At 65.0% G+C, this 20,865-nt stretch carries 13 protein-coding genes; 8 read left to right on the top strand and 5 right to left on the bottom strand.

What is annotated here, in order from left to right; genetic code table 11:
* Positions 1–146 precede the first annotated feature (146 nt).
* The 4 genes from RPC_RS09270 to RPC_RS09255 all read left to right on the top strand — a co-directional run bounded on the left by RPC_RS09270 (position 147) and on the right by RPC_RS09255 (position 6,135).
* Positions 147–1,121 (top strand): 2-dehydropantoate 2-reductase, encoded by a 975-nt coding sequence (locus tag RPC_RS09270; RefSeq protein WP_041801604.1) that lies wholly within the window; start codon positions 147–149, stop codon positions 1,119–1,121.
* A 167-nt stretch (positions 1,122–1,288) separates the two neighbouring features.
* On the top strand, positions 1,289–2,062 hold the full coding sequence (locus RPC_RS09265) for a fumarylacetoacetate hydrolase family protein (RefSeq protein WP_011472312.1): 774 nt from the start codon (positions 1,289–1,291) through the stop codon (positions 2,060–2,062).
* Between the two features lie 147 nt (positions 2,063–2,209).
* Entirely contained in the window at positions 2,210–3,592 is a 1,383-nt protein-coding gene (locus RPC_RS09260) for a cation-efflux pump (RefSeq protein WP_011472311.1), read from the top strand.
* Between the two features lie 215 nt (positions 3,593–3,807).
* Positions 3,808–6,135 (top strand): PAS domain-containing sensor histidine kinase, encoded by a 2,328-nt coding sequence (locus tag RPC_RS09255; protein ID WP_011472310.1) that lies wholly within the window; start codon positions 3,808–3,810, stop codon positions 6,133–6,135.
* 199 nt (positions 6,136–6,334) lie between these two features.
* Here the strand turns inward: RPC_RS09255 and RPC_RS09250 are convergent, their stop codons facing one another.
* Together RPC_RS09250 and RPC_RS09245 are read right to left on the bottom strand one after the other, a co-directional pair.
* Positions 6,335–9,301 (bottom strand): bifunctional [glutamine synthetase] adenylyltransferase/[glutamine synthetase]-adenylyl-L-tyrosine phosphorylase, encoded by a 2,967-nt coding sequence (locus RPC_RS09250; RefSeq protein ID WP_011472309.1) that lies wholly within the window; start codon positions 9,299–9,301, stop codon positions 6,335–6,337.
* Complete coding sequence (locus tag RPC_RS09245) at positions 9,298–10,758, bottom strand: ATP-binding protein (protein ID WP_011472308.1); 1,461 nt, start codon at positions 10,756–10,758, stop codon at positions 9,298–9,300. The genes RPC_RS09250 and RPC_RS09245 overlap by 4 nt, the downstream gene beginning before the upstream one ends.
* 371 nt (positions 10,759–11,129) lie before the next feature.
* Between RPC_RS09245 and RPC_RS09240 the strand changes: the two genes are divergently transcribed.
* Positions 11,130–12,500, top strand: coding sequence for a diguanylate cyclase (locus RPC_RS09240; RefSeq protein WP_011472307.1), 1,371 nt, complete (start codon positions 11,130–11,132; stop codon positions 12,498–12,500).
* Between the two features lie 188 nt (positions 12,501–12,688).
* Here RPC_RS09240 and RPC_RS09235 read toward each other — a convergent pair whose 3' ends face one another.
* The 3 genes from RPC_RS09235 to RPC_RS09225 all read right to left on the bottom strand — a co-directional run bounded on the left by RPC_RS09235 (position 12,689) and on the right by RPC_RS09225 (position 17,263).
* Positions 12,689–14,395 (bottom strand): methyl-accepting chemotaxis protein, encoded by a 1,707-nt coding sequence (locus RPC_RS09235; protein WP_011472306.1) that lies wholly within the window; start codon positions 14,393–14,395, stop codon positions 12,689–12,691.
* Positions 14,396–14,735: 340 nt separating this feature from the next.
* Positions 14,736–15,458 carry a winged helix-turn-helix domain-containing protein gene (locus tag RPC_RS09230; protein WP_011472305.1) on the bottom strand — a complete coding sequence of 241 codons (723 nt, stop codon included), beginning with the start codon at positions 15,456–15,458 and terminating at the stop codon, positions 14,736–14,738.
* Between the two features lie 218 nt (positions 15,459–15,676).
* Positions 15,677–17,263, bottom strand: coding sequence for a Do family serine endopeptidase (locus RPC_RS09225; protein WP_011472304.1), 1,587 nt, complete (start codon positions 17,261–17,263; stop codon positions 15,677–15,679).
* A 334-nt stretch (positions 17,264–17,597) separates the two neighbouring features.
* On the opposite strand from RPC_RS09225, the gene RPC_RS09220 reads away from it, so the two are divergent.
* The 3 genes from RPC_RS09220 to RPC_RS09210 all read left to right on the top strand — a co-directional run bounded on the left by RPC_RS09220 (position 17,598) and on the right by RPC_RS09210 (position 20,849).
* A complete protein-coding gene (locus RPC_RS09220; protein ID WP_011472303.1) occupies positions 17,598–18,506 on the top strand; it encodes a ferritin family protein in 909 nt (302 codons plus the stop codon).
* Between the two features lie 166 nt (positions 18,507–18,672).
* A complete protein-coding gene (locus tag RPC_RS09215) occupies positions 18,673–19,161 on the top strand; it encodes a ferritin-like domain-containing protein (RefSeq protein WP_011472302.1) in 489 nt (162 codons plus the stop codon).
* Positions 19,162–19,361: 200 nt separating this feature from the next.
* On the top strand, positions 19,362–20,849 hold the full coding sequence (locus RPC_RS09210; RefSeq protein ID WP_041801602.1) for an amino acid permease: 1,488 nt from the start codon (positions 19,362–19,364) through the stop codon (positions 20,847–20,849).
* The last annotated feature ends 16 nt before the right edge of the window (positions 20,850–20,865 follow it).

The raw sequence follows: 20,865 nt of genomic DNA, 5'->3' as shown, positions 1-20,865 counted from the left end.
CCTCCGTCATGCACGCGGCGACCGCTTGAACACGGCCTTGATCTGATCGATAACTGCCGATGGCAGAGCGCCAACGCCGGCGCCGCCGCGAGCCTCGTCAACCCACGGTGGCCGGGATCTGCCCGGCCCTTGCACTGGAACGATCAATGAAAGTCTGCATCTACGGCGCCGGGGCAATCGGCGGCTATCTCGGCGTGCAACTGGCGCTGTCCGGCGCCGACGTCAGCCTGGTGGCCCGTGGCGCGCATCTGGCGGCGATGAAGGCCAACGGCCTCAAGTTGTTGATCGGCGGCGAGGAGCGCGTGGCGCAGCCGCGCTGCACCGACAATCCGGCCGAGCTCGGCGTGCAGGATTTCGTCATCATTTGTCTGAAGGCGCATTCGATCACCGGCGTGCTCGAGCAGATGAAGCCGCTGCTCGGGCCGAACACCCGGATCGTCACCGCGGTCAATGGCGTGCCGTACTGGTACTTCTACAAGCACGGCAATCAGCTCGAGGGCACGATGCTGGAGAGCATCGATCCCGGCGGCCGGCAGTGGCGCGAACTCGGCCCGGAGCGCGCGATCGGCTGCATCGTCTATCCGGCGACCGAGATCGAGGCGCCGGGGGTGATCAAGCACGTCTACGGCGACAAGTTCCCGATCGGCGAGCCGTCCGGCGAAATCTCCGCGGACTGCGAACGGCTGTCGAAAGTTTTCGAAGCCGCCGGCCTCAAAGCCCCGGTGCTCGACCGCATCCGCGACGAGATTTGGCTGAAGCTATGGGGCAATGTCTGCTTCAATCCGATCAGCGCGCTGACCCACGCCACGCTCGACGTGATCTGCTCCGATCCGGCGACGCGGGCGCTGGCGAAGGCGATGATGCTGGAGACCCAGGCCATCGCCGAGAGCTTCGGCGTCAAGTTCCGCGTCGACGTCGAGCGCCGCATCGAAGGCGCTCGCAAGGTCGGCGCGCACAAGACCTCGATGCTGCAGGATCTGGAGCGCGGCCGGCCGATGGAGATCGACCCGTTGGTGACCGTGGTGCAGGAGATGGGGCGGCTGACCAAAATTCCCACGCCAGCGATCGACGCCGTGCTAGGCTTGGTGATTCAGCGCGCCAGGGTGGCGGGGCTGTACTAGGCGCTCTCATCTCATTGCGGTGGAAGCGCCCGCCGCGTCATTGCGAGCGACACGAAGCAATCCAAGGCTTCGGAGCGCGTAGCTCCTGGATTGCTTAGCCTCGCTCCACGCAATGACGTGGAAGAGGCTGGTTCCATACAATGATTAGTCGGTAGGAGGACTTCGCCGTGACCAAATGGGTTCGCTATCGCCACAACGACACGATCGGCTTCGGAACGATCGCGCACTCCGTCATTAGCGTTCACACCGGCGAGATGTTCGGCGAGGCGATGCCGACCGGCGAGACGCTGGGGCACGCCGATGTCGAACTGCTGGCGCCTTGTGAACCATCGAAGATCATCGGGCTGTGGAACAATTTTCACGCGCTCGCCGCCAAACTGAGCCAGCCGGAGCCGGCCGAGCCGCTGTATTTCTTGAAAGCGCCGTCGAGCGTCGCCGCGCCGGGCGCGCAAGTGCCGCGACCGAAATGCTACGACGGCAAGGTGGTGTATGAAGGCGAGCTCGGCGTGGTGATCGGCAAGCGCTGCGGCGCAATTTCCGTCGCCGAGGCCGACGAGCATATTTTCGGCTATTGCTGCGTCAACGACATCACCGCCGCCGACGTCCTCAACCGCGACCCCAGCTTCACGCAATGGTCCCGCGCCAAGAGCTTCGACGGCTTCGGTCCGTTCGGACCTGCGATCAAGACCGGCATCGATCCCGCCGGCCTCAACGTGCGGACCATCCTGAACGGCACCGAGCGGCAGAACTATCCGGTGTCCGATATGATCTTCAGCCCGCAGCAATTGGTCAGCCTGATCTCCCATGACATGACGCTATTGCCCGGCGATCTGATCTGCTGCGGCACCTCGGTCGGCGTCGGCGTGATGAAAGAGCCGGTCAATACCGTGATCGTCGCGATCGAGGGGATCGGCGAACTCAGCAACGAATTCCGCCGCTAACCGTCATTCGCGCAACCCGACCTCATGACACGTTGATGTCAGGCCGCGAGTTTCAACTCGGAACGATTCTCAGCCAGTGCCCGCACCGCGCGCCGGAGATCTCGCCACGGCTTTTATAGTCGGGTCCGTCCTGCTAAACCGCGCCGCATGAGCCAGTCAGTCGCCAATGTGAAAGCCCGTGTCGCCGCCATCTCGGTGTTGGCCAGCGCCACCATGGCTGCGGCCAAATTCACCGTCGGCATCGCGATCGGCAGCCTCGCCCTGATATCCGAAGCGCTGCACAGCTCGGTCGATCTGGTCGCCACGCTGATTACCTGGGTGGTTGTCCGGATGTCGGATCGCCCCGCCGACGATGCTCATCATTACGGGCACGGCAAGATCGAGAGCCTGTCGGCGCTCGGCGTCATTGCGATGCTTTACGTGCTGGCCGGCGGCATCGTGGTCGAGGCCTACAGCCGCTTACGCGAGGGCGCGCCGCCCCCGGTGCTGTCGGCGTTGCCGTTCGTGGTGCTGCTGGCCGATATCGTGGTCAATCTGTGGCGCGCCAGGGCCCTGCACAAGACCGCAGTGGCGACCAAGAGCCAGGCGCTGGCCGCCGACGCGCTGCATTTCGCCTCCGACGTACTCGGCTCGTTCGCGGTGATCGTCGGGCTGGCGCTGTCGGGATTGGGCTTCCCCTGGGGCGATGCCGGTGCCGCCATCGGGGTCGCGGTGATGATTTCGTTGCTCGGGGTGCGGCTGGGTCGCTCCACCATCCAGACCCTGCTCGACCGCGCGCCGGACGGCGTCTCCGACAAGGCCAGCGAGGCGATCAGCGGCGTCGCCGGCGTGGTCGGCATCGAACGGCTGCGTGTTCGGATGGTCGGGCCGACCTATTTCATCGACGCCATCGTCCAGGTGCCGCGCACCTACCCGATCGACCGCATCGAAGACATCAAGCGCAAGGCGCAGGCCGCCGTCAGCGGGGCGCTCGACGATGCCGACCTCACCTTCACCGCGGTGCCGGTGGCGCGCGACAACGAGAGCGTGCGCGAGCGCATCATGGTGATCGCGCGCAATTCCGGGCTGGCGATCCACCACGTCACGGTGCACGACCTCGGCGAGAAGCTCACGGTGAGCATCGATCTCGAAGTCGACGGCAACATGCCGCTGATCGAGGCCCACGACATCGCCCATCAGCTCGAGCACCATATCGTCGACGAATTCGGCACCGACGTCGAGGTCGACACCCATATCGAGCCGCTGGAGCCGGAATTGCCGCATGGCGCCGATTCCTCGGCCGCCCGGGTCGAAGAAATCCGTGCAGCGCTGGCAGGTTTCGCCTCCGACGGGGTGATCAACGACATCCATAGCGTGCGGGTGCGCGACACCGACGCGGGCGAGGTGGTGAATTTCCACTGCCATGCCGCCGCGGCGATGAGCGTGATCGCGGTGCACGAACACGTTGACGAGATCGAACGCAAACTGCGCCGAGCGTTCCCCAGCGTGAAGCGCGTGATCAGCCACGCCGAGCCGCCGAACGCCGATTGAGGGCGAGACATCGCCACGTCACCTCGCGTTCTTGTTTCGGACTCACGCGCCGTCGTTTCCCGGGCGGAAATTTTGCGTTGGAGAAGATTTATTTCGATTAACGATTTGTTGACTCTCGACAGCCCCCTCAAACTGGATTCAAATCGGCTCGATTCGAAGCGGCCGGGTGCCCTTCGAAACGGGTAAAGTCAGACATTACGCTGGGGGCCAAAAGCATGGCGCGCGCACAAGCTGCGAGCGCCTGCGCGCAATCCGATTCGATCAAGGGATTGGCGCAGTCGATCGCAAAACCGGCCTATCACCGGCTGCTGACCGCGGAGCCCGCGCTCCGCCGTGCCGTGCCCACGCTGATCATCGCCTTCCTGATCACCATCTGCTTCGGGGCTTCGGTGCAGATCATCGATCAGACCCGGCAGAAACGCACCGCGACCAACCGCGATCTCGCGGCGCTGGCCGATCTGCTCGCCGAGCGGATCGATCGCGCCGGATCGCCGCGACAACAGGACCGCGCGGCGAGCATCGGCCGTCTGCAAGGCCTGCTTCCGGGACTGGTTCCGGCCTGGGGAATTGCCGTTGGCCGTTACATCATCGTGGTCGGCGCCGATCAGAGCATCCTGGCGCGGCTTCCGGTCGATGTTCCGGTCGGCGACGCCACCCGCATCCTCGAAGTGCTGAGCGCGACGCAACCGCTCACCGCATCCGCGCCGCAATCCGGCATCACCGACATCGCCCTGCCCGACGGCCGCACCGCGATCGCTACCCAACGCGTCATCCGCTCGCTGCCGGGCCAGGTGGTCATCATTCAAGAAAATGTCGAACCGATCTGGCGATCCGACACCGCGCTGTCGATCACGCTGTCCGCCACCACCGGCTTCGTGGTGCTGATCCTCGGCTTCGCGTTTCACTGGCAATCGACGAGGGCGCGCGAGGGCGACCTGATCAACGACGCGGTGCGCGGCCGCATCGACACCGCACTGAACCGCGGCCGCTGCGGGCTGTGGGACTGGGATCTGTCGCGCGGGCGGATTTTCTGGTCGCAATCGATGTTCACCATGCTCGGCTTGGAAAGCCGCAGCGATCTGTTGACCTTCGGCGAAGTCAACGCGCTGGTGAAATCCGACGACATCGACCTGTTCGCGATCGCCAACCAACTGATCACCGGCACCATCAGCCAAATCGACCACACCTTTCGCATGCAGCACGCCAACGGCCATTGGATCTGGCTGCGGGTGCGCTGCGAACTGAGCCAGGGCGCCGGCGATGCGGGGACGCATCTGATCGGGATCGCGGTCGACATCACCGAACACAAGAGCCTCGCCGAGCGCACCGTGGAAGCCGATCTGCGGCTGCGCGACGCCATCGAGACCATCCCCGAAGCCTTCGTGCTGTGGGACGCGGAGAACCGGCTGGTGCTGTGCAATTCGCACTTCCAGCGCCTGCATAAACTGCCGGATTCCGCGGTGACGCCCGGCACCTCCTACGAGACGGTGGTCGAGGTCGGCACCATGCCGGAAGCGCGCACCCGGCTGCCCGAAGCCGGCCACCACCCGCCCGGCGCCCGCACCTTCGAGGCGCAACTCGACAACGGCAAATGGCTGCATATCAGCGAGCGCCGCACCAAGGACGGCGGCTACGTCGCGGTCGGCACCGACATCACCCGGATCAAGGAGCATGAGCAGAAGCTGGTCGAGAACGATCTGCGGCTGCGCGCCACGGTGGTCGACCTGAAGCGATCGCAGGCGACGCTGGAGCGTCAGGCCGTCGAACTGGTCGATCTGGCGCAGAAATACTCCGAAGAAAAGAACCGCGCCGAAGACGCCAACCAGACCAAGTCCAAATTTCTCGCCAATATGAGCCACGAATTGCGCACGCCGCTCAACGCCATCATCGGCTTTTCCGAGATCATGGGCAGCGGCATGTTCGGCTCGCTCGGCTCGGAGAAGTACCAGGAATATTGCCACGACATCCTGACCAGCGGGCACTATCTGCTCGAAGTGATCAACGACATCCTCGACATGTCGAAGATCGAGGCAGGACGCATGAAGCTCGATCTCGAACCGTTCGACCTCGCCACCACGCTGTCGGAATCGCTGCGGGTGGTGTCGGGCCGCGCCGACAACAAGCAATTGATGCTGCGCGCCGATATCGACAACGACATTCCGGTGCTCGCCGACCGCCGCGCCATCAAGCAGATCCTGGTCAACCTGTTGTCCAACGCGGTGAAGTTCACCCCCGACGGCGGCCGCGTCACGGTGCGCGGCCGGGTGTTCGAGGAGCAGATCGTGCTGCTGATTGCCGACACCGGCATCGGCATCGCGAAGCAATCGCTGCGCCGGCTCGGCCAGCCGTTCGAACAGGTCGAAAGCCAGTTGACCAAGACCTATCACGGCTCCGGACTGGGACTCGCGATCGCCAAGTCGCTGACCAACCTGCATGGCGGTTCGATGCGGCTGCGCTCGCAGCTCGGCGTCGGCACCGTGGTCCGCGTCGCCCTGCCGCGCGACGCCGCCAAGGCCGGCGATAAGATCTCCGCGGCCGCCTGACGTCTCTTCAACTCAGATTGAGTAAATCGCAAGACCGAGCCGTCATTCCGGGGCGCGAGAGCGATAGCTCGCGCGAACCCGGAATCTCGCAACACGCGGCGGACTCATCAGCGAGCTGCAGATTCCGGGGTCGCTCGCAAGTGCTCGCACCCCGGAATGACGCACGCTGCTTGTTGGACGCTTCCAACAAACAAATCTGCTAGCCTTGCCCCTGCAGCAGCTTCAAGAACACCGCCCGCACCTCGGCCTGGGTCTCTTTCACCCGCGCCTCCAGCGACGAGAAGTCCGGCGCGTCGCCGGCCCGCACCAGCACCCGCAACAGATCTTCGCCGGCGGTGGCCGGCACGAACTTCTCGCTGACGCACAGCCGCACGATCTGCGTGAGGTCGTGATACAGCCGCGCCGCGCTACGCAGCACTTCGGCTTCGGATTGCGGCAGCAGCCCGAGCCGCGCCGCATTTTCCAGCACCTGCAGCGTGCCGACGTTGAGGATATCGGGATGTTGCGCGGCATGAACCAGCTGCAGATACTGCGCGATGAAATCGATATCGACCAGGCCGCCGGAAGCGTATTTCAGATCCCAGATGTCGTCCTCGCCCTTTTCCTGGGCGATGGCGCGGCGCATCTCGGCGACGTCGTTGGCAATCACCGCGGCGTCGCGGGGCCGCGTCAGCACCTCGCGGATGATGCCTTCGATCTTGTCGCGAAACGCCGGCGAGGCTGATATCACCCGGGCCCGGGTCAGCGCCATGTGCTCCCAGGTCCAGGCTTCGTGCTGCTGATAGTCGGCGAAGGAATCCAGCCGCGAGGCCACCGGGCCGGCGCGGCCCGACGGCCGCAGCCGCATGTCGACGTCGTACAGCACACCGTAATTGGTCCGGGTCGTAAAGGCGCTGATCAGCCGCTGGGTGAAGCGGGCGAAATATTGCGTGCCGTGCAGCGAGCGCGCGCCGTCGGAATCCGGTTCATCGGCATCGAAATCGTAGATCAGGATCAGGTCGAGATCCGACGACGCCGTCATCTCTCGGCTGCCGAGCCGGCCCATCGCCAGGATCGCGGTTTCCTGGCCTTTGACGCGGCCGTATTGCATGGCGAACTGATCGCTGACCAAGCCGTGCACCGTGGCGACGATGCCCTCTGCAACGTCGGCAAAGGCGATCGAGGCCTGCTGCGTCGACACCGTGCCGGAGAGAATCCGCGTCCCGATCAGGAACAGGCTTTCCTGGCCGAACATCCTTAAGCGATCGAGAAACTCTTCGTAGGAGCCGGCGTCGGCCAGCGTCGCCTGAAGCCGCATCGACAATTCGCGCTGGTCCGGCATCGCGCCGAAGAACCGCGGGTCGATCAGCCCGTCCATGATCTGCGGCTGCCGCGCCACCATGTCGCCGAGCCGGGGCGCAGCGCCGAGCACCAGCGCGACGAGCGCCACCAGTTCCTTGTTCTGGCTGAGCAGCGACACCAGCCGTCCGCCGCGATGCAGCGCCTGCAGCAGCCGGTCGAACGCGATGACGGCGTTGTCCGGCTCCTCGGCGCGGGAAAGCCCGACAATGAGAGTGGGGACGAATTCCAGGAAGGCGCGCCGCGTCGAGTCGACGCGCAGCACGCGATACTCCGCCGCCATCCATTGCCGCAGCGTTTCGGCGACCATCGCCGGCTTCTTGAAGCCGAGCGCGACCAGGTGTTCGGCGAGCCGCTGATCGTCGGGGCCGGCACCGTAGTCGACCGGCGGCAGCGTCGTGGCGTCGGTCGGATCACCCGCCTCGAACAGCTTGCTGTAATGGCCCTGCACGCAATTCAGATGGAATAGCAATTGCTCGGCGAAAGCGGCGCGGCTGTCGAAGCCGAGAAAGCGCGCGAAGCGCTCCACCGCCGCGACATCCTCGGGCAGCGTGTGGGTCTGTTCATCGGCGATCATCTGCAGCCGATGCTCGACGCGGCGCAGAAACTGATAGGCAACGGTCAATTCGTCGCGCGCCTGATAGGTGATCCAGTTGCTGGTCGCCAGGATCTCAAGCGCGGCCAGGGTCGGCCGCACCCGCAATTCGCGGTGCCGGCCGCCGGCGATCAATTGCTGGGTCTGCGCGAAGAACTCGATCTCGCGAATGCCGCCGCGGCCGACCTTGACGTTGTGCCCCTCGACCGCGATGGCGGTCTGCCCGCGAAAAGTCTGCATCTGCCGCTTCATGTCGTGGACGTCGGCAAGCGCTGCGAAATCCAGATGCTTGCGCCAGACGAACGGCGCGATGTCGGCGAGCAGCGCCTCGCCGGCCGCGGCGTCGCCGGCGCAGGGCCGCGCCTTGATCATCGCGGCGCGCTCCCAGGTGCGGCCCTCGCGCTCGTAATAGTCGAGCGCCGATGCCGTCGAGATCGCCACCGCCGTCGAGGCCGGATCCGGACGCAGCCGCAGGTCGACGCGGAACACGTAGCCGTCGGCGGTGCGCTGGTTCAACAGCCGCGCCAAGCCTTGAGTCACTCGGACGAAAAACGGCTGCGGCTCGATGTCCGGCGCCACCGTCGGCGCGGCAAGATCGAAGAACACGATCAGATCGATGTCGCTGGAATAGTTCAGCTCGCCGGCGCCCATCTTGCCCATCGCCAGCACCACCATGCCGCTGCGCTCTTCGGGGCGGTCGGCGCAGGGTGGCTTGAGCCGGCCGCGGGCAGCCTCCTGGCGCAGCAGAAACCGCAGCGCGCATTGCACCGAGGCCACCGCGAGATCGGTCAGGGCCTCGGTCACCCGCATCACCGGCCAGACGTCGCCGATGTCGCACAGCGCGATCAGCAGCGCCGCTTCCGCCTTCATCCGGCGCAGCGCCTGCATCGCCTCGGTCTCGCTTGCGGCGGCAGCCACGGCGTGGCTGCTGCTTTCGATCAATTCGGCGAGCCTGCGGTCCGGATCGCAGCGCAGCAGCCGCACCAGCCGCGCCGCATCGGCGCGGATCAGATCGAACAGATAGGGCGAGGCCTCGGCGATCGATTGCAGAAGGCGTTCGGCGTTGGGAAAGCGCTCGGCGATCGCCGTGATCGCCGAGGCCTGCGCCGCATCGATGTCGCCGAACCAACCGGCCAGCCGACGCGCAGCGTCCTCGGGCGCGTACAGGCGCGGCCCCGCTGCAAAACGCCCCGCCAGCTCGATTTGGTCCGCGTCGGTCGCGGAAAGAGTCATGCCGTTGTCTGTTCTGGATTCTGGGTTGGAACGGCAAGTCCATCACCCGCGCGCGCGGGAATTGCAAGCGTTGCGCGCAATCCCGGGTCGGCATCGCTCAACCGAAGCTCGCCGCCATGCAGCGTGGCAACCGCCGCGGCGAGGCTCAGGCCCAATCCTGAGCCGGGCTGGGTGCGGCTGGCCTCGAGCCGCACGAAACGCTGCACCGCGTGTTTGCGATCGGACGTCGGGATGCCGGGGCCACCATCGATGACGCCGAGCAGCACTTGGTCGCCGTCGCGGCGGGCTTCGATGAGGATCTCCCCGCTCGACGGCGCCGCATCGGCACCCAGCGGCTGCGCCTCGGCCTGCGGCCGGCCGTATTTGATGGCGTTCTCCACGAGGTTGGCCAACGCCTGACTGATCAACTCCCGGTTGCCATGCAGCGGCGCCGGCGTCGTCTCGACCTTGAGCGAGAGGCCATTGTCCTCGGCCAACGGCTCGTACAATTCGTGGATGCCTTTGGCAATTTCGGCGGCGTCGAAATCGGCCATGTCGCCGCGCGCCTGGCCGGACTCCGCGCGGGCGATCATCAGCAGCGCGTTGAAGGTGCGGATCAGCGCGTCGGATTCCTCGATGGTGCGCTCCAGCGCGGTGCGATATTCGGCCTCGTTGTGCGACTTCGCCAGCGCCTCCTCGGCGCGGTTGCGCAGCCGGGTCAGCGGCGTCTTCAGATCGTGGGCGATGTTGTCGGAGACTTCCTTCAGCCCCATCATCAGCGCCTCGATCCGCTCCAGCATGGCGTTGAGGTTCTCCGCCAGCCGGTCGAGTTCGTCGCCGCTGCGCCCGACCGGCAACCGGCCCGACAAGTCGCCGGCCATGATCCGCTGCGTGGTGCCGGTCATGGCGTCGATCCGGCGCAGCACCCGGCGCGCCACGAAGATGCCGCCGCCGAGCCCAAGCACCACGACGATCAGCACGCTCCATTGCGCCGCGGAGCGCACCACGCCGAACAGCCGGCGGCGCTCCTCAAGATCGCGCCCGATCAACAGCCGGAAGCCGCCGCTCAGTTCCGCAACCCGCACCAGCGCGCGATGATGCGGCGCGTCGGAATCGTCGAGCCTGCGATAGAAGGTTTCCGCCCAGCCGGTGGTCGCCATCACGCCGGGCGCGAGCTGGCCAACATTGCCGGCCACCGCCTGCCCGTTCGGGGTGGTGATGAGATAGAGGTTGGCGCCCGGCCGCAGCGCGCGGTTCTCGATGGTGAACACCAGCCCGCGCAGGCCGCGGCGGGAGAAGATGTCGCTGATCTCCTCCATCTCGCCGTTCACCGTGGTGGTGATCTGGTCGGTGATCAGCCGATGCGTGTTCCAGGCGAAATACGCCAGCAGCGAGGCCGCGAACAGCGCGAACAGAAACAGATAGACCAGCGTCAGCCGAAACGCCGTGGTGCGGATCAGTTTGCTGAATGCGGTCACGGTCAGATCTTACAAGCCATTGAGAACGTTACGGTCATTCCGACGGCCGGTTCTAGCCGCTTTCCGCCGCGGCCTACAGTGACAAATTGTTCACCGGCTCATCGCGGGCTGGCAGGGATCGCGCAGCCGCTAATGGGGTGACACCCTCGTATTGCAACCTGACCACAGATTAACCGCTTGTAAGGCCCGCGTCGCGTAATTGGTCAAGTATCTGTGTAAACGCCGATGCGCGCGCGGGCACTGGATTTCCGTAGCGACGAATGGACGATGGCACTCAGCCGGCGTTCACGGATTGGTCCGCGCCACTCGCTGTCGCGATCCAGATTGCTCTCCCCTCCTCCGGGTCTTACCGAAAGTCGAGAACAACCGCGATGCGCCTCAGTCAACTCTCCATCCGCACCAAGATCACCGCCGTGATCGCGTTCCTGATCATGGCCGTGAGCGGCGTCGGCCTGCTCGGGGTCGTCAATATGCGGTCGATCAACAACGACGCGGCGGCTATTCAAAACGGCTGGTTGCCAAGCGTTCGTGCGCTGGGCGAACTGCGCGCCAGCGTCATCACTTGCCGCAATATCATCCGAGAACATCTGCTGTCGGACACCGCCCAAGCCAAGCAGGCGATGGAAGCGTTGCTCGAAGACAACGTCAAGAGCAACATCGAGATCCGGAGCAGCTACGAAAGGCTCATCAAATCCCCTACAGAGCGTGCGCTCTATGCCGAATGGGTGCAACTCTGGGAAGCCTACCTCCACGGCGTGCGACAGGTGTTGGCCTTGTCCCGCGACGGCGGCGACATCGCATCTCTGGCAACGCGCGAACTCAACTTGGACACGGTCAATCCCATCGGCAAGCGCGCCGATGAGATTCTGAAGGCGAGCATCGCCCTTAACAACCAGGGGGCTGACGCAGCCGGCAGGGAGGCCGCCGAGACCTATCAGTCGGCGCTGACGTCGCTGGCGGCTGTTCTCTCGCTCACGGTCGTCATCGGCATCACCGTCGGCGGCTATTTCATCCGCCATGTCGGCAGCGCCATGGCGTCGATCATTACGCCGATGCGCGAACTGGCTGCCGGACACCTCGGCGTGGCTGTGCCGCATCAAGGTGAGCGCAATGAAATTGGAGCGATGGCGGATGCGCTACAGTTTTTCAAGCAGGAGCTGATCGCGAAGAAAGCGGACGACGACGCCATGGCCGCGGAACTGCGCGATCGCGCAAAACGCCTGGCGGTGCTGGCCACCACCGATCGCCTAACCGGACTGTACAACAGGCTGAAATTCGATGAGACGTTGGCGAGCGAAATCGCGCGGGCCAAGCGCTACAAGATGCCGTTCTCGTTGATCATGTTCGACGTCGATCTGTTCAAGACCGTGAATGATCGCTACGGCCATCCGATCGGCGATCGCGTCTTGGTCGGACTATCCGATCTGGCGTCGAGCCATCTCCGCGAGACCGACATGCTGGCGCGGTGGGGAGGAGAGGAATTCGCTCTCCTGGTGACCGGCTCCAGCCGCATGGAAGCCTACGTGGTCGCAGAGAAGCTGCGTACCGCGATCGCACATGTCGCCTTCGATCAAGTCGGGCGCGTCAGCTGCAGCTTTGGCGTCACCGAATATCGCGATGGCGACATCCCGGAACTGATGGTCGCCCGCGCCGATGGCGCGCTGTACCAGGCCAAGCTGAACGGGCGCAATCGGGTGGAGCTGGCTTTGCCATCCGAGCCCGACCTGTCGAGCGCGGCATGACCTGAGCGCATCTCGCGGGCCGGGCTCCTGCGCCAAGGTTTCGCACCGCGGCAGAACGTCATCTGCCGCGGCTGCCGAATGCTCCTGGCGCTGATCCAGAAAACTGGATTAGCGGTCTTCCGAACAAGATCACGCCCAACGAAAGGCCAGAGCCGGATGACGAATTCGGATCATCCTGCTCGCGCCTCTCACGCCGCCCGCACCGTCTCCAAGAACTTGCTGACCTCGGCCTTGAGCTGGCCGCTGTCGCGCGACAGCGATTGCGCCGCGGCGAGCACCTGCGACGACACCGATCCGGTTTCCGCGGCGCCGCGCTGCATGTCGGTGAGGTTGGAGCTCACCTTGCTGGTGCCGTCGGCGGCATGTTGCACGTTGCGGGAAATTTCCTGGGTCGCGGCGCCCTGCTCTTCCACCGCCGAGGCGATCATCGAGGAGATTTCCGACATCCGCCCGATGGTGTCGCTGATCTCGTTGATGGCGTTCACCGACTCCTGGGTCGCCGCCTGGATCCCGGTGACCTGCTGGCCGATTTCGCCGGTGGCCTTGGCGGTCTGCTCGGCCAAGGCTTTGACCTCGGAGGCCACCACTGCGAAGCCTCGTCCGGCGTCGCCGGCGCGCGCCGCCTCGATGGTGGCGTTGAGCGCCAGCAGATTGGTTTGGCCGGCGATGGTGTTGATCAGCTCGACGACGTCGCCGATGCGGGCCGCGGCGCTGGCCAATTCGCCGACCCGGTCGTTGGTCTTGCGCGCCTGATCGACCGCTTCGCCGGCGATCCGCGCGGATTCCTGCACCTCGCGGCTGATCTCGGTCACCGACGACGCCATCTGATTGGTGGCGGAAGCGACGGACTGGACGTTGGCGGAGGCCTCACCGGAGGCCGCCGCGACCTCGACCGAAAGCTGCTGCGTCGTCTCGGCGGTCTGGGTCAGTCGTTTGGCCTCGGCTTCGAGCTGCGTCGAGGCCGCCGACACCGTCTCGATGATGTTGCCGATGGCGCCCTCGAAATGATCGGCAAGCCTATCGAGGTCCTGCTTGCGCCGCGCCGCGGCGGCTTGGTCGAGTTGGCCCCGCGCCTCGACCTCGTCGCGCGCCTTGCGCTCGGCGTTGTCGCGGATCATGCCGATCGCGTTGGCCATGCTGCCGATCTCGTCGCCGCGCGCGGTGCCGGGAATGCTGACGTCGCACGCACCGCCGGCGATCTTCTGCATCGCCGCGGTCATCCGCACCACCGGGCGAATCACGCCGAGCGCAATCCCGATAATCCCCAGCGCGATGATCAGCACCACGAGCGCCGACACGCTCCACACCCAGGTCGCCACGGTCGTCACCTCTTCGACGGCCGTGGCTTCCAGAGCAGCATTGCCGTCATTGGCCGCCTTGACGATCTCGTCGACGATCGCGCGGTGCGCGGTGTAAGCCGAAGCCAGCTGCCCATAGGCCTTGTCGGCCGCGGCGCGATCCTGGTTCTGCAAGGCGGGCAGCAATTGGTTTTCCAGCACGGCCCAGAAGCTGCGAACCTCGGCGTCGGATTTCTGCGTCAGCTTGGTCTTCAGCGCGGGATCGAGCTCGGAGCCGACCCAAAAGGCGTGGCGCTCGTCATATTCGTTGTGCAGCTTGGCGAGCCGCCGCCGATGCGCCGGCAGGTTGGCGGGATCGTGCAGCGCCAGCGTCGCCTCGAGAAATGATTCGATGACGTATTCCGGCGGCGGCAGAATATCGGCGACCAGATCGTTGCCGAGCTTGATCTGGGAATACAACGGCCCACCGACGCGAACCTGCTTGTTGCCGTACTCACTGACGGACAGAATCGTGGCGAGCCCGAAAGCCGTCACCAGCCCGAACAGCACGATCGAGGTGGAAACCGAAATACGGCGACGGGGAGCGGTCGGTGTCATGTCTAGCCTCTGTGAATTCCATAATCGACGAGAACCCGGTCAGAGGATTGTTCAGACTCGCACTTGAGTCTGCCGCCAAGGCCGTTTGGGTGCATCGATGGAGGATGGGGATCATCGCTTCGCTTGTCCGATAGGACGCGTTTTCCGGCGATGAAATGCGCCGTAATGTCTTTCGAAGATGTTTATGGCGCGTCATCTGGCGCGAGCCGCGCCGATTTATCAGCGGGCTATGTCGGAATGCGGACGTGCGGAAAGCGAGGCAGCGGAAAACGCAGTGGCTACGCACAAGGCTAGGTGCGATTGCGAGCAACAGGCAAGCAGCCGAGCGTGGCAGCGGACGTTAGCCGCCGTCCCGGATCATGTAGCCGGCGCCGCGAATGGTATGCAGCAGCGGCCGCTCGAAACCCTTGTCGATTTTCGAACGCAGCCGCGAGATGTGGACGTCGATCACGTTGGTCTGCGGATCGAAATGATAGTCCCAGACGTTCTCCAACAGCATGGTGCGCGTCACCACCTGCCCGGCGTGTTTCATCAGATATTCGAGCAGCCGGAATTCGCGCGGCTGCAGCGTCAGTTCCTCGTCGCCGCGGGCGACGCGATGCGACAGCCGATCGAGTTCGAGATCGCCGACCTTGTAGCTGGTTTCTTCCGCCGGGCCGCCATGGCGGCGCGACAGCACCTCGACCCGCGCCAGCAGCTCGGCGAAGGCATACGGTTTCGGCAAGTAGTCGTCGCCGCCGGCGCGCAGCCCCTTGATGCGGTCGTCGACCTGGCCGAGCGCGGAGAGGATCAGCGCCGGGGTGCGGTTGCCGTTGTCGCGCAGCGTGCCGATCACCGACAGACCATCGCGCTTCGGCAGCATGCGGTCGATCACCAGCACGTCGTAGTCGCCGGAATCCGCCAGCGCCAGCCCCTCCTCGCCATCGGCGGCGTGGTCGGCGACGTGGCCGACTTCACGAAACGCCTTGACCAGATAGTCGGCGGACTCGCGGTCATCCTCGATGATCAGCAGGCGCATTTCGGTTTCGGATTGGGGCAAGGCGGTATTGCTTTCTGTCACCATGGCGCGGCCCGAGGCGCCATGCAAGGCGGCGCTGGGGGAGTCGGAGAAACGGGCGGTGAGGCTGGGGGAACCTCACCGCCCGCCGCGCCTTCCAACGGAGGGGGGCATTCTCCACCGGAAGGTATCCGTGGGGACGGGCCTAAGCCCGTCCCCCGGAGCGCGCCATCGGCGGGGGCGACATGCCGACGACGCACTCCATTCGAAAAATCCCGAACCGATCAGCCCTTTGCCAACGGCACCGCCACGAAACGCGACGAGCCACCGCTGCGAACCCTGATCAGCACGCTGTTCTTGTTCTCGGTCTTCGCCGACGCCAGGGCTTCGCGCACCTCGGTCGGGCTGGCGACGCTCTTGCCGGCCACTTCCAGAATGACGTCGCCTTCCTTGAAGCCGCGCTCGGCGGCCGCACTCTTCGGGTCGACCTCGGTGACGACAACGCCATCCTTGCCGGCGCCGGCTACGGTGCCGGCGGGCGCCAGCGTCAGGCCGAGCCGCGGAATGTCGGAGCCCCGCTTGGCGTCGCCGTGATCGCCGCGGTCGACATCGGCCTTGGCTTCGATCGTGTTCGGCAACTGCCCGAGAGTGAGGTTGACCACCTTGTCCTGGCCCTTGTGGATGACGTTGAGCTTCACCGAGTTGCCCGGCGCAAAGCCGCCGATGGTGCGGGCGAGTTCACGGGCATCCTTGACCGGGGTGTCGTTCACCGCGGTGATGACGTCGCCGGATTGGATGCCGGCTTTGGCGGCCGGACCGTCAGCCTGCGGCTCGGCGACCAGCGCGCCGTCGGCCTTCTTCAAGCCGAGGCTGTCGGCGATCTCCTGGGTCACGGGTTGAATCTGCACGCCGATCCAGCCGCGGCTGACCGAGCCCTTGTCCTTGAGCTGGGCGACCACCGTCTTCACGGTCGAAGCGGGGATCGAGAACGCGATGCCGACGCTACCGCCGGACGGCGAATAGATCGCGGTGTTGACGCCCATCACCTCGCCGGAGGTGTCGAACGCCGGTCCACCCGAGTTGCCCTTGTTCACCGGGGCATCGATCTGGATGAAATCGTCATAGGGGCCGTTGCCGATGTCGCGGCCAGAGGCCGAGACGATGCCGGCGGTCACGGTGCCGCCGAGCCCGAACGGGTTACCGACGGCGAGCACCCAGTCGCCAATCCGCGGCTTGCCTTCGGCCAATTTGGCGAACGGGAAATTGTTGCCGCCTTCGACCTTGATCAGCGCCAGATCGGTGCGCGGATCGGTGCCGATCACCTTGGCCTTGAAGGTACGGCCGTCGTCGGTGGTGACTTCGACCTTATCGGCGCCATCGACCACGTGGTTGTTGGTGACCGCATAGCCGTCATCCGAGATGAAGAAGCCGGAGCCTTGCCCGGTCACCGCGCCGCGGCCGCCACGACCGCCGCGCAATCCAGGGGGCATGCCATCCGGGCCGCCGAAGCGACGGAAGAAGCGCTCCATCGGCGAGCCTGGCTGGAACGGCGAATCCTCGGCGCTGTCGTCGTTCTTGGCGACCTTCTCGTTGATGTTGACCTTGACCGAAATCACCGAGGGCTTCACCCGCTCGACAATGTCGGCGAAGCCGACCGGCTGCGCCACCTTGCGCACCTCGTTGTTGACCTGGGCGTGGGCGGCGGTGCTGAGCACATTGAAATGGTCTGGCGCGGGGCTGAGGCCATAGAGGCCGGCGCCGAGGCCTGCGACCACCGACGCCATCAGCGCAAACTTGCGCGCCGAGAACAGCGAGCGGCGCAACGGCCGATAGGACGGCAGCGAGGACAATTCGGTGGGGCGATCAGTCATTCGAAATCTCTCCAGAACTTGAAATCGACGGCGCAGGGGCAGCGCACCTTGTGGCTCTGAAGATGGGGGCGCGCGCCTTACCGCGCGCTGGCGGGGGAATTAAACTTTTGTAATTTAGCGGCGAGACCGCGTTCAGCGCCCCGGGTTTGTCCACGTTCGTACAAATCGTGTCGGGAATCGCAGCCGCATTGTCGCATCACCGATTTCCGACAATCGAGTAAGTCATTGATTGCGCTCGCTTTGCGCTTGGCCTGGTTTTTGCCAAGCAACGATCGAGGGACGCCCCCGAGGCGGTCCGCGTCATCGTAATCGTCATCAAGAAACGGAGAGCGTCGTGGCCAATATTACCTTCTCATCGCCGGTGATGGCGAGAGACGTTACAGTTTATGCGGTTGCCGGCGACCGCGGCACCATTCTGGCGGTCGCCAAGTCGCACAAGATTCCGATCCCGTTCGATTGCCAGGACGGCGAATGCGGCTCCTGCCTGGTGCAGGTCGAGCATTTCAATCCACACGCCAAGTCCGCGGTGGCGCTGACCGAAAAAGAAAAAGAGGTACTCAAGCAGCTCGGCAAGATCACCAAGGACGAAATCACCAACGCCGAGGTGAATGATATTCCGCCGCGCTACCGGCTGGCCTGCCAGTGCTTCGTGCGCAACGAAGACATCCTGGTCAGCTTCGAGGGCGACAAGACGCTGCCGGCGCAACGCATGCACGTCACCAGCGTCGCCAAGAGCTACAAGGGCGGCACCGAGATCAACACGCTGGACGAATTCTTCGGCTACGCCGCCAAGGTCGAGGAAGACGCCGCCAACAACTACGATCAGCTCGCCGCGGCGATGGACGGCGTCGGCAACACCGAAGTCGCAAAACTGTTCAAGCAACTCGCCGACTTCTCGCGGCTGCATCTGGCCGAGGTGAAGTCCCGCGCCGGTTCGATCGATCTCAGCAAGAACGTACCGCCGGACTACGCTTGGCCCAACCACGCCACCCCGGAAAGCACTGCGGCGTGGGCGGCCGATCCGTCGATGTCGCGGCTCGGCGGCTTGAAGGTGGCGCTGCAGGGCGAGCGTCGCGGCTACGAATTCTATCGCGCCATCGAAGCGACCTCGAAGAATCCCGACGTCGCCGCGGCGGCCAAGGAGTTCGTCGGCGAAGAGGCCGATCACGTCAAGATTCTCGAAGCCTGGATCACCCAAGAGGAATGGGCACTCAAGAACGCCAAGACGCACGAAAACGCCTGAGCGGCGACGTTTCGACGCAGCCGTGCACGATGAGAGTCCTGAGCGCGATTAGCACGCAGACGTGCTTTTCGCGCTCGCGCTAATTTTTGTGCAGGATGCCTTTGCTAACCGCTACCCCGCTTGGCGCAACCTAAGCTAAGAGGGAATGAACCGCGGAGGGACTACAATGGACACCGTTGAAGAATTTCTGGCCCACTCGATCAAGCTCGAACAGGAAGCAGCACTTCGGTTCGGACAACTCGCCGACGCGATGGAGTCCTGCGGCAACCGGGAGGTCTCGAAGCTGTTTCGGCAACTATCGGACTATTCCCGGATGCATCAGGCCGACGCCCAGGCCCGCGCCGGCTTCCGCGACATTCCGCAGATCAAGCTCGACGAGTTCGAGTGGCCCGGTCTGGAAAGCCCGGAGACCGCGGCAATCTGGGGCACCGACCCGTTCATCAGCCGTGACCTCGGGCTGGAGATCGCGCTGGAAGCCGAGACCAGCGCGTTCGACTGGTACAAGAACGTGCTCGACACCACCACCAATCCCGAGATCAAGGCGTTGGCCAAGGAGTTCGTCGCCGAGGAAGCCGGCCACGTCGCCGAGCTGCACCGCTGGATCGCCATCCACAAGGCGGGCGAAGCGCTGCCGCAGGAAATCGTGCCGTTCTGACCTTCGCAATCTCAGCGGATCAGGAACCAGACGGGCGTTCGCGTCATTTGCCGCCAGCAAGCTGGCGGACATTGCCCGTCCCGCGAGCTTACGATCGTCGCGCCACGCCCTGACGAATCGCTTGCCGCTGGTCTATGGAACTGAACTGTCGTCGCGGCGCTTCTCGTCCGGCAACTCGGTTTCCAGACAAGCAGGCGTCGATGGCGGATATTTGGGTTCGTAAGTCACTGAGCGATCTTCGCGCGGAAGCGGCTGTCGCCGAGTCGGAGGAGCACGGCGGCGGCCACCTCAAGCGCTCGCTCTCGGCGTTCAATCTCGTTGCGCTCGGGGTCGGCGGCATCGTCGGGGCAGGCATTTTCGTCCTGACCGGCCACGCCGCCGCCGCCAATGCGGGTCCCGCGGTGTTGCTGTCTTTCGTGCTCGGCGCCTTCGCCTGCGCCTTCGCCGGCCTGTGCTATGCGGAGATGGCCTCCACCGTCCCGATCTCCGGCAGCGCCTACACCTACGCCTACGCCACCATCGGCGAACTGCCCGCCTGGATCATCGGCTGGGATCTGATCCTGGAATACGCCGTCGGCGCCGTCACGGTTGCGATCGGCTGGTCGGGTTATTTCGTCAGCCTGCTCGCCAATCTCGGCATCCATCTGCCGCCGCAACTGACGGCGGCGCCGCTCGCCTACGACGCGGCGTTGCGGACCTGGTCGACCACCGGCGCGATCGTCAACCTGCCTGCGATGGCGATCGTCGCGGCGATCTCCGCGCTGTTGGTGGTCGGCATTCAGGAGTCGGCCCGGTTCAATACCGTGATCGTGGCGATCAAGCTCACGGTGATCGCCATTTTCCTGGTCTGCGCCGCCCCGATGGTCAGCACGGCGAACTGGGTGACGGCGGGCAATCCCGAGGGCGCGTTCATTCCGCCGAATGCCGGCACAGGGATTTTTGGCTGGTCCGGGGTGCTGCGCGGCGCCGCGGTGGTGTTCTTCGCCTTCATCGGCTTCGACGCCATTTCGACCACCGCGCAGGAAGCCAAAAATCCGCAGCGCGACTTGCCGATCGGCATCCTTGGCTCGCTGGCGATCTGCACCCTGCTCTACGTCGCGGTCGCCTTCGTGCTGACCGGCATCGTGCCGTACGACCAGCTCAACGTGCCCGATCCGATTGCGGTCGGGATCGACGCGGCCGGCATCGGCTGGATTTCGCCGATCGTCAAGATCGGGATCGTGACCGGATTGACCTCGGTGATCCTTATTCTGCTGCTTGGCCAGACCCGCGTGCTGCGCGCGATGGCGCATGACGGCTTGATGCCGAAGAGTGCGGCGGCGACGCATCCGCGGTTTCACACCCCGCACATCGCCACTATCGTCATCGGCATTCTCGTCGCCGGGCTGGCGGGCGTGCTGCCGATCGGCCTGGTCGGCGAGATGGTCAGCATCGGCACGCTGTTCGCGTTTGCGGTGGTGTGCGTCGCCGTGCTGGTGATGCGGATCAGGCATCCGGAGTATCAACGCCCGTTCAGAGTGCCGGCGATCTGGCTGGTGGCGCCGGCGGGCGCCGGGGTGTCGTTCGTGCTGATGCTGGGGCTTCCGCTCGACACCTGGCTTCGGCTGGGCGCCTGGCTGGCGATCGGGCTGGCGATCTACGCCTTCTACGGCCGCCATCACAGCAAGGCTGCGCAGCGGGTGGAGTAGCGCGTGCTACGAACGC

Origin of the sequence: Rhodopseudomonas palustris BisB18, from assembly GCF_000013745.1 — a bacterium.
Taxonomy (GTDB): Bacteria; Pseudomonadota; Alphaproteobacteria; order Rhizobiales; family Xanthobacteraceae; genus Rhodopseudomonas_A; species Rhodopseudomonas_A palustris_F.
Note: the sequence above shows the minus strand (reverse complement) of the source record. Positions and strands in the feature narration are given on the sequence as shown.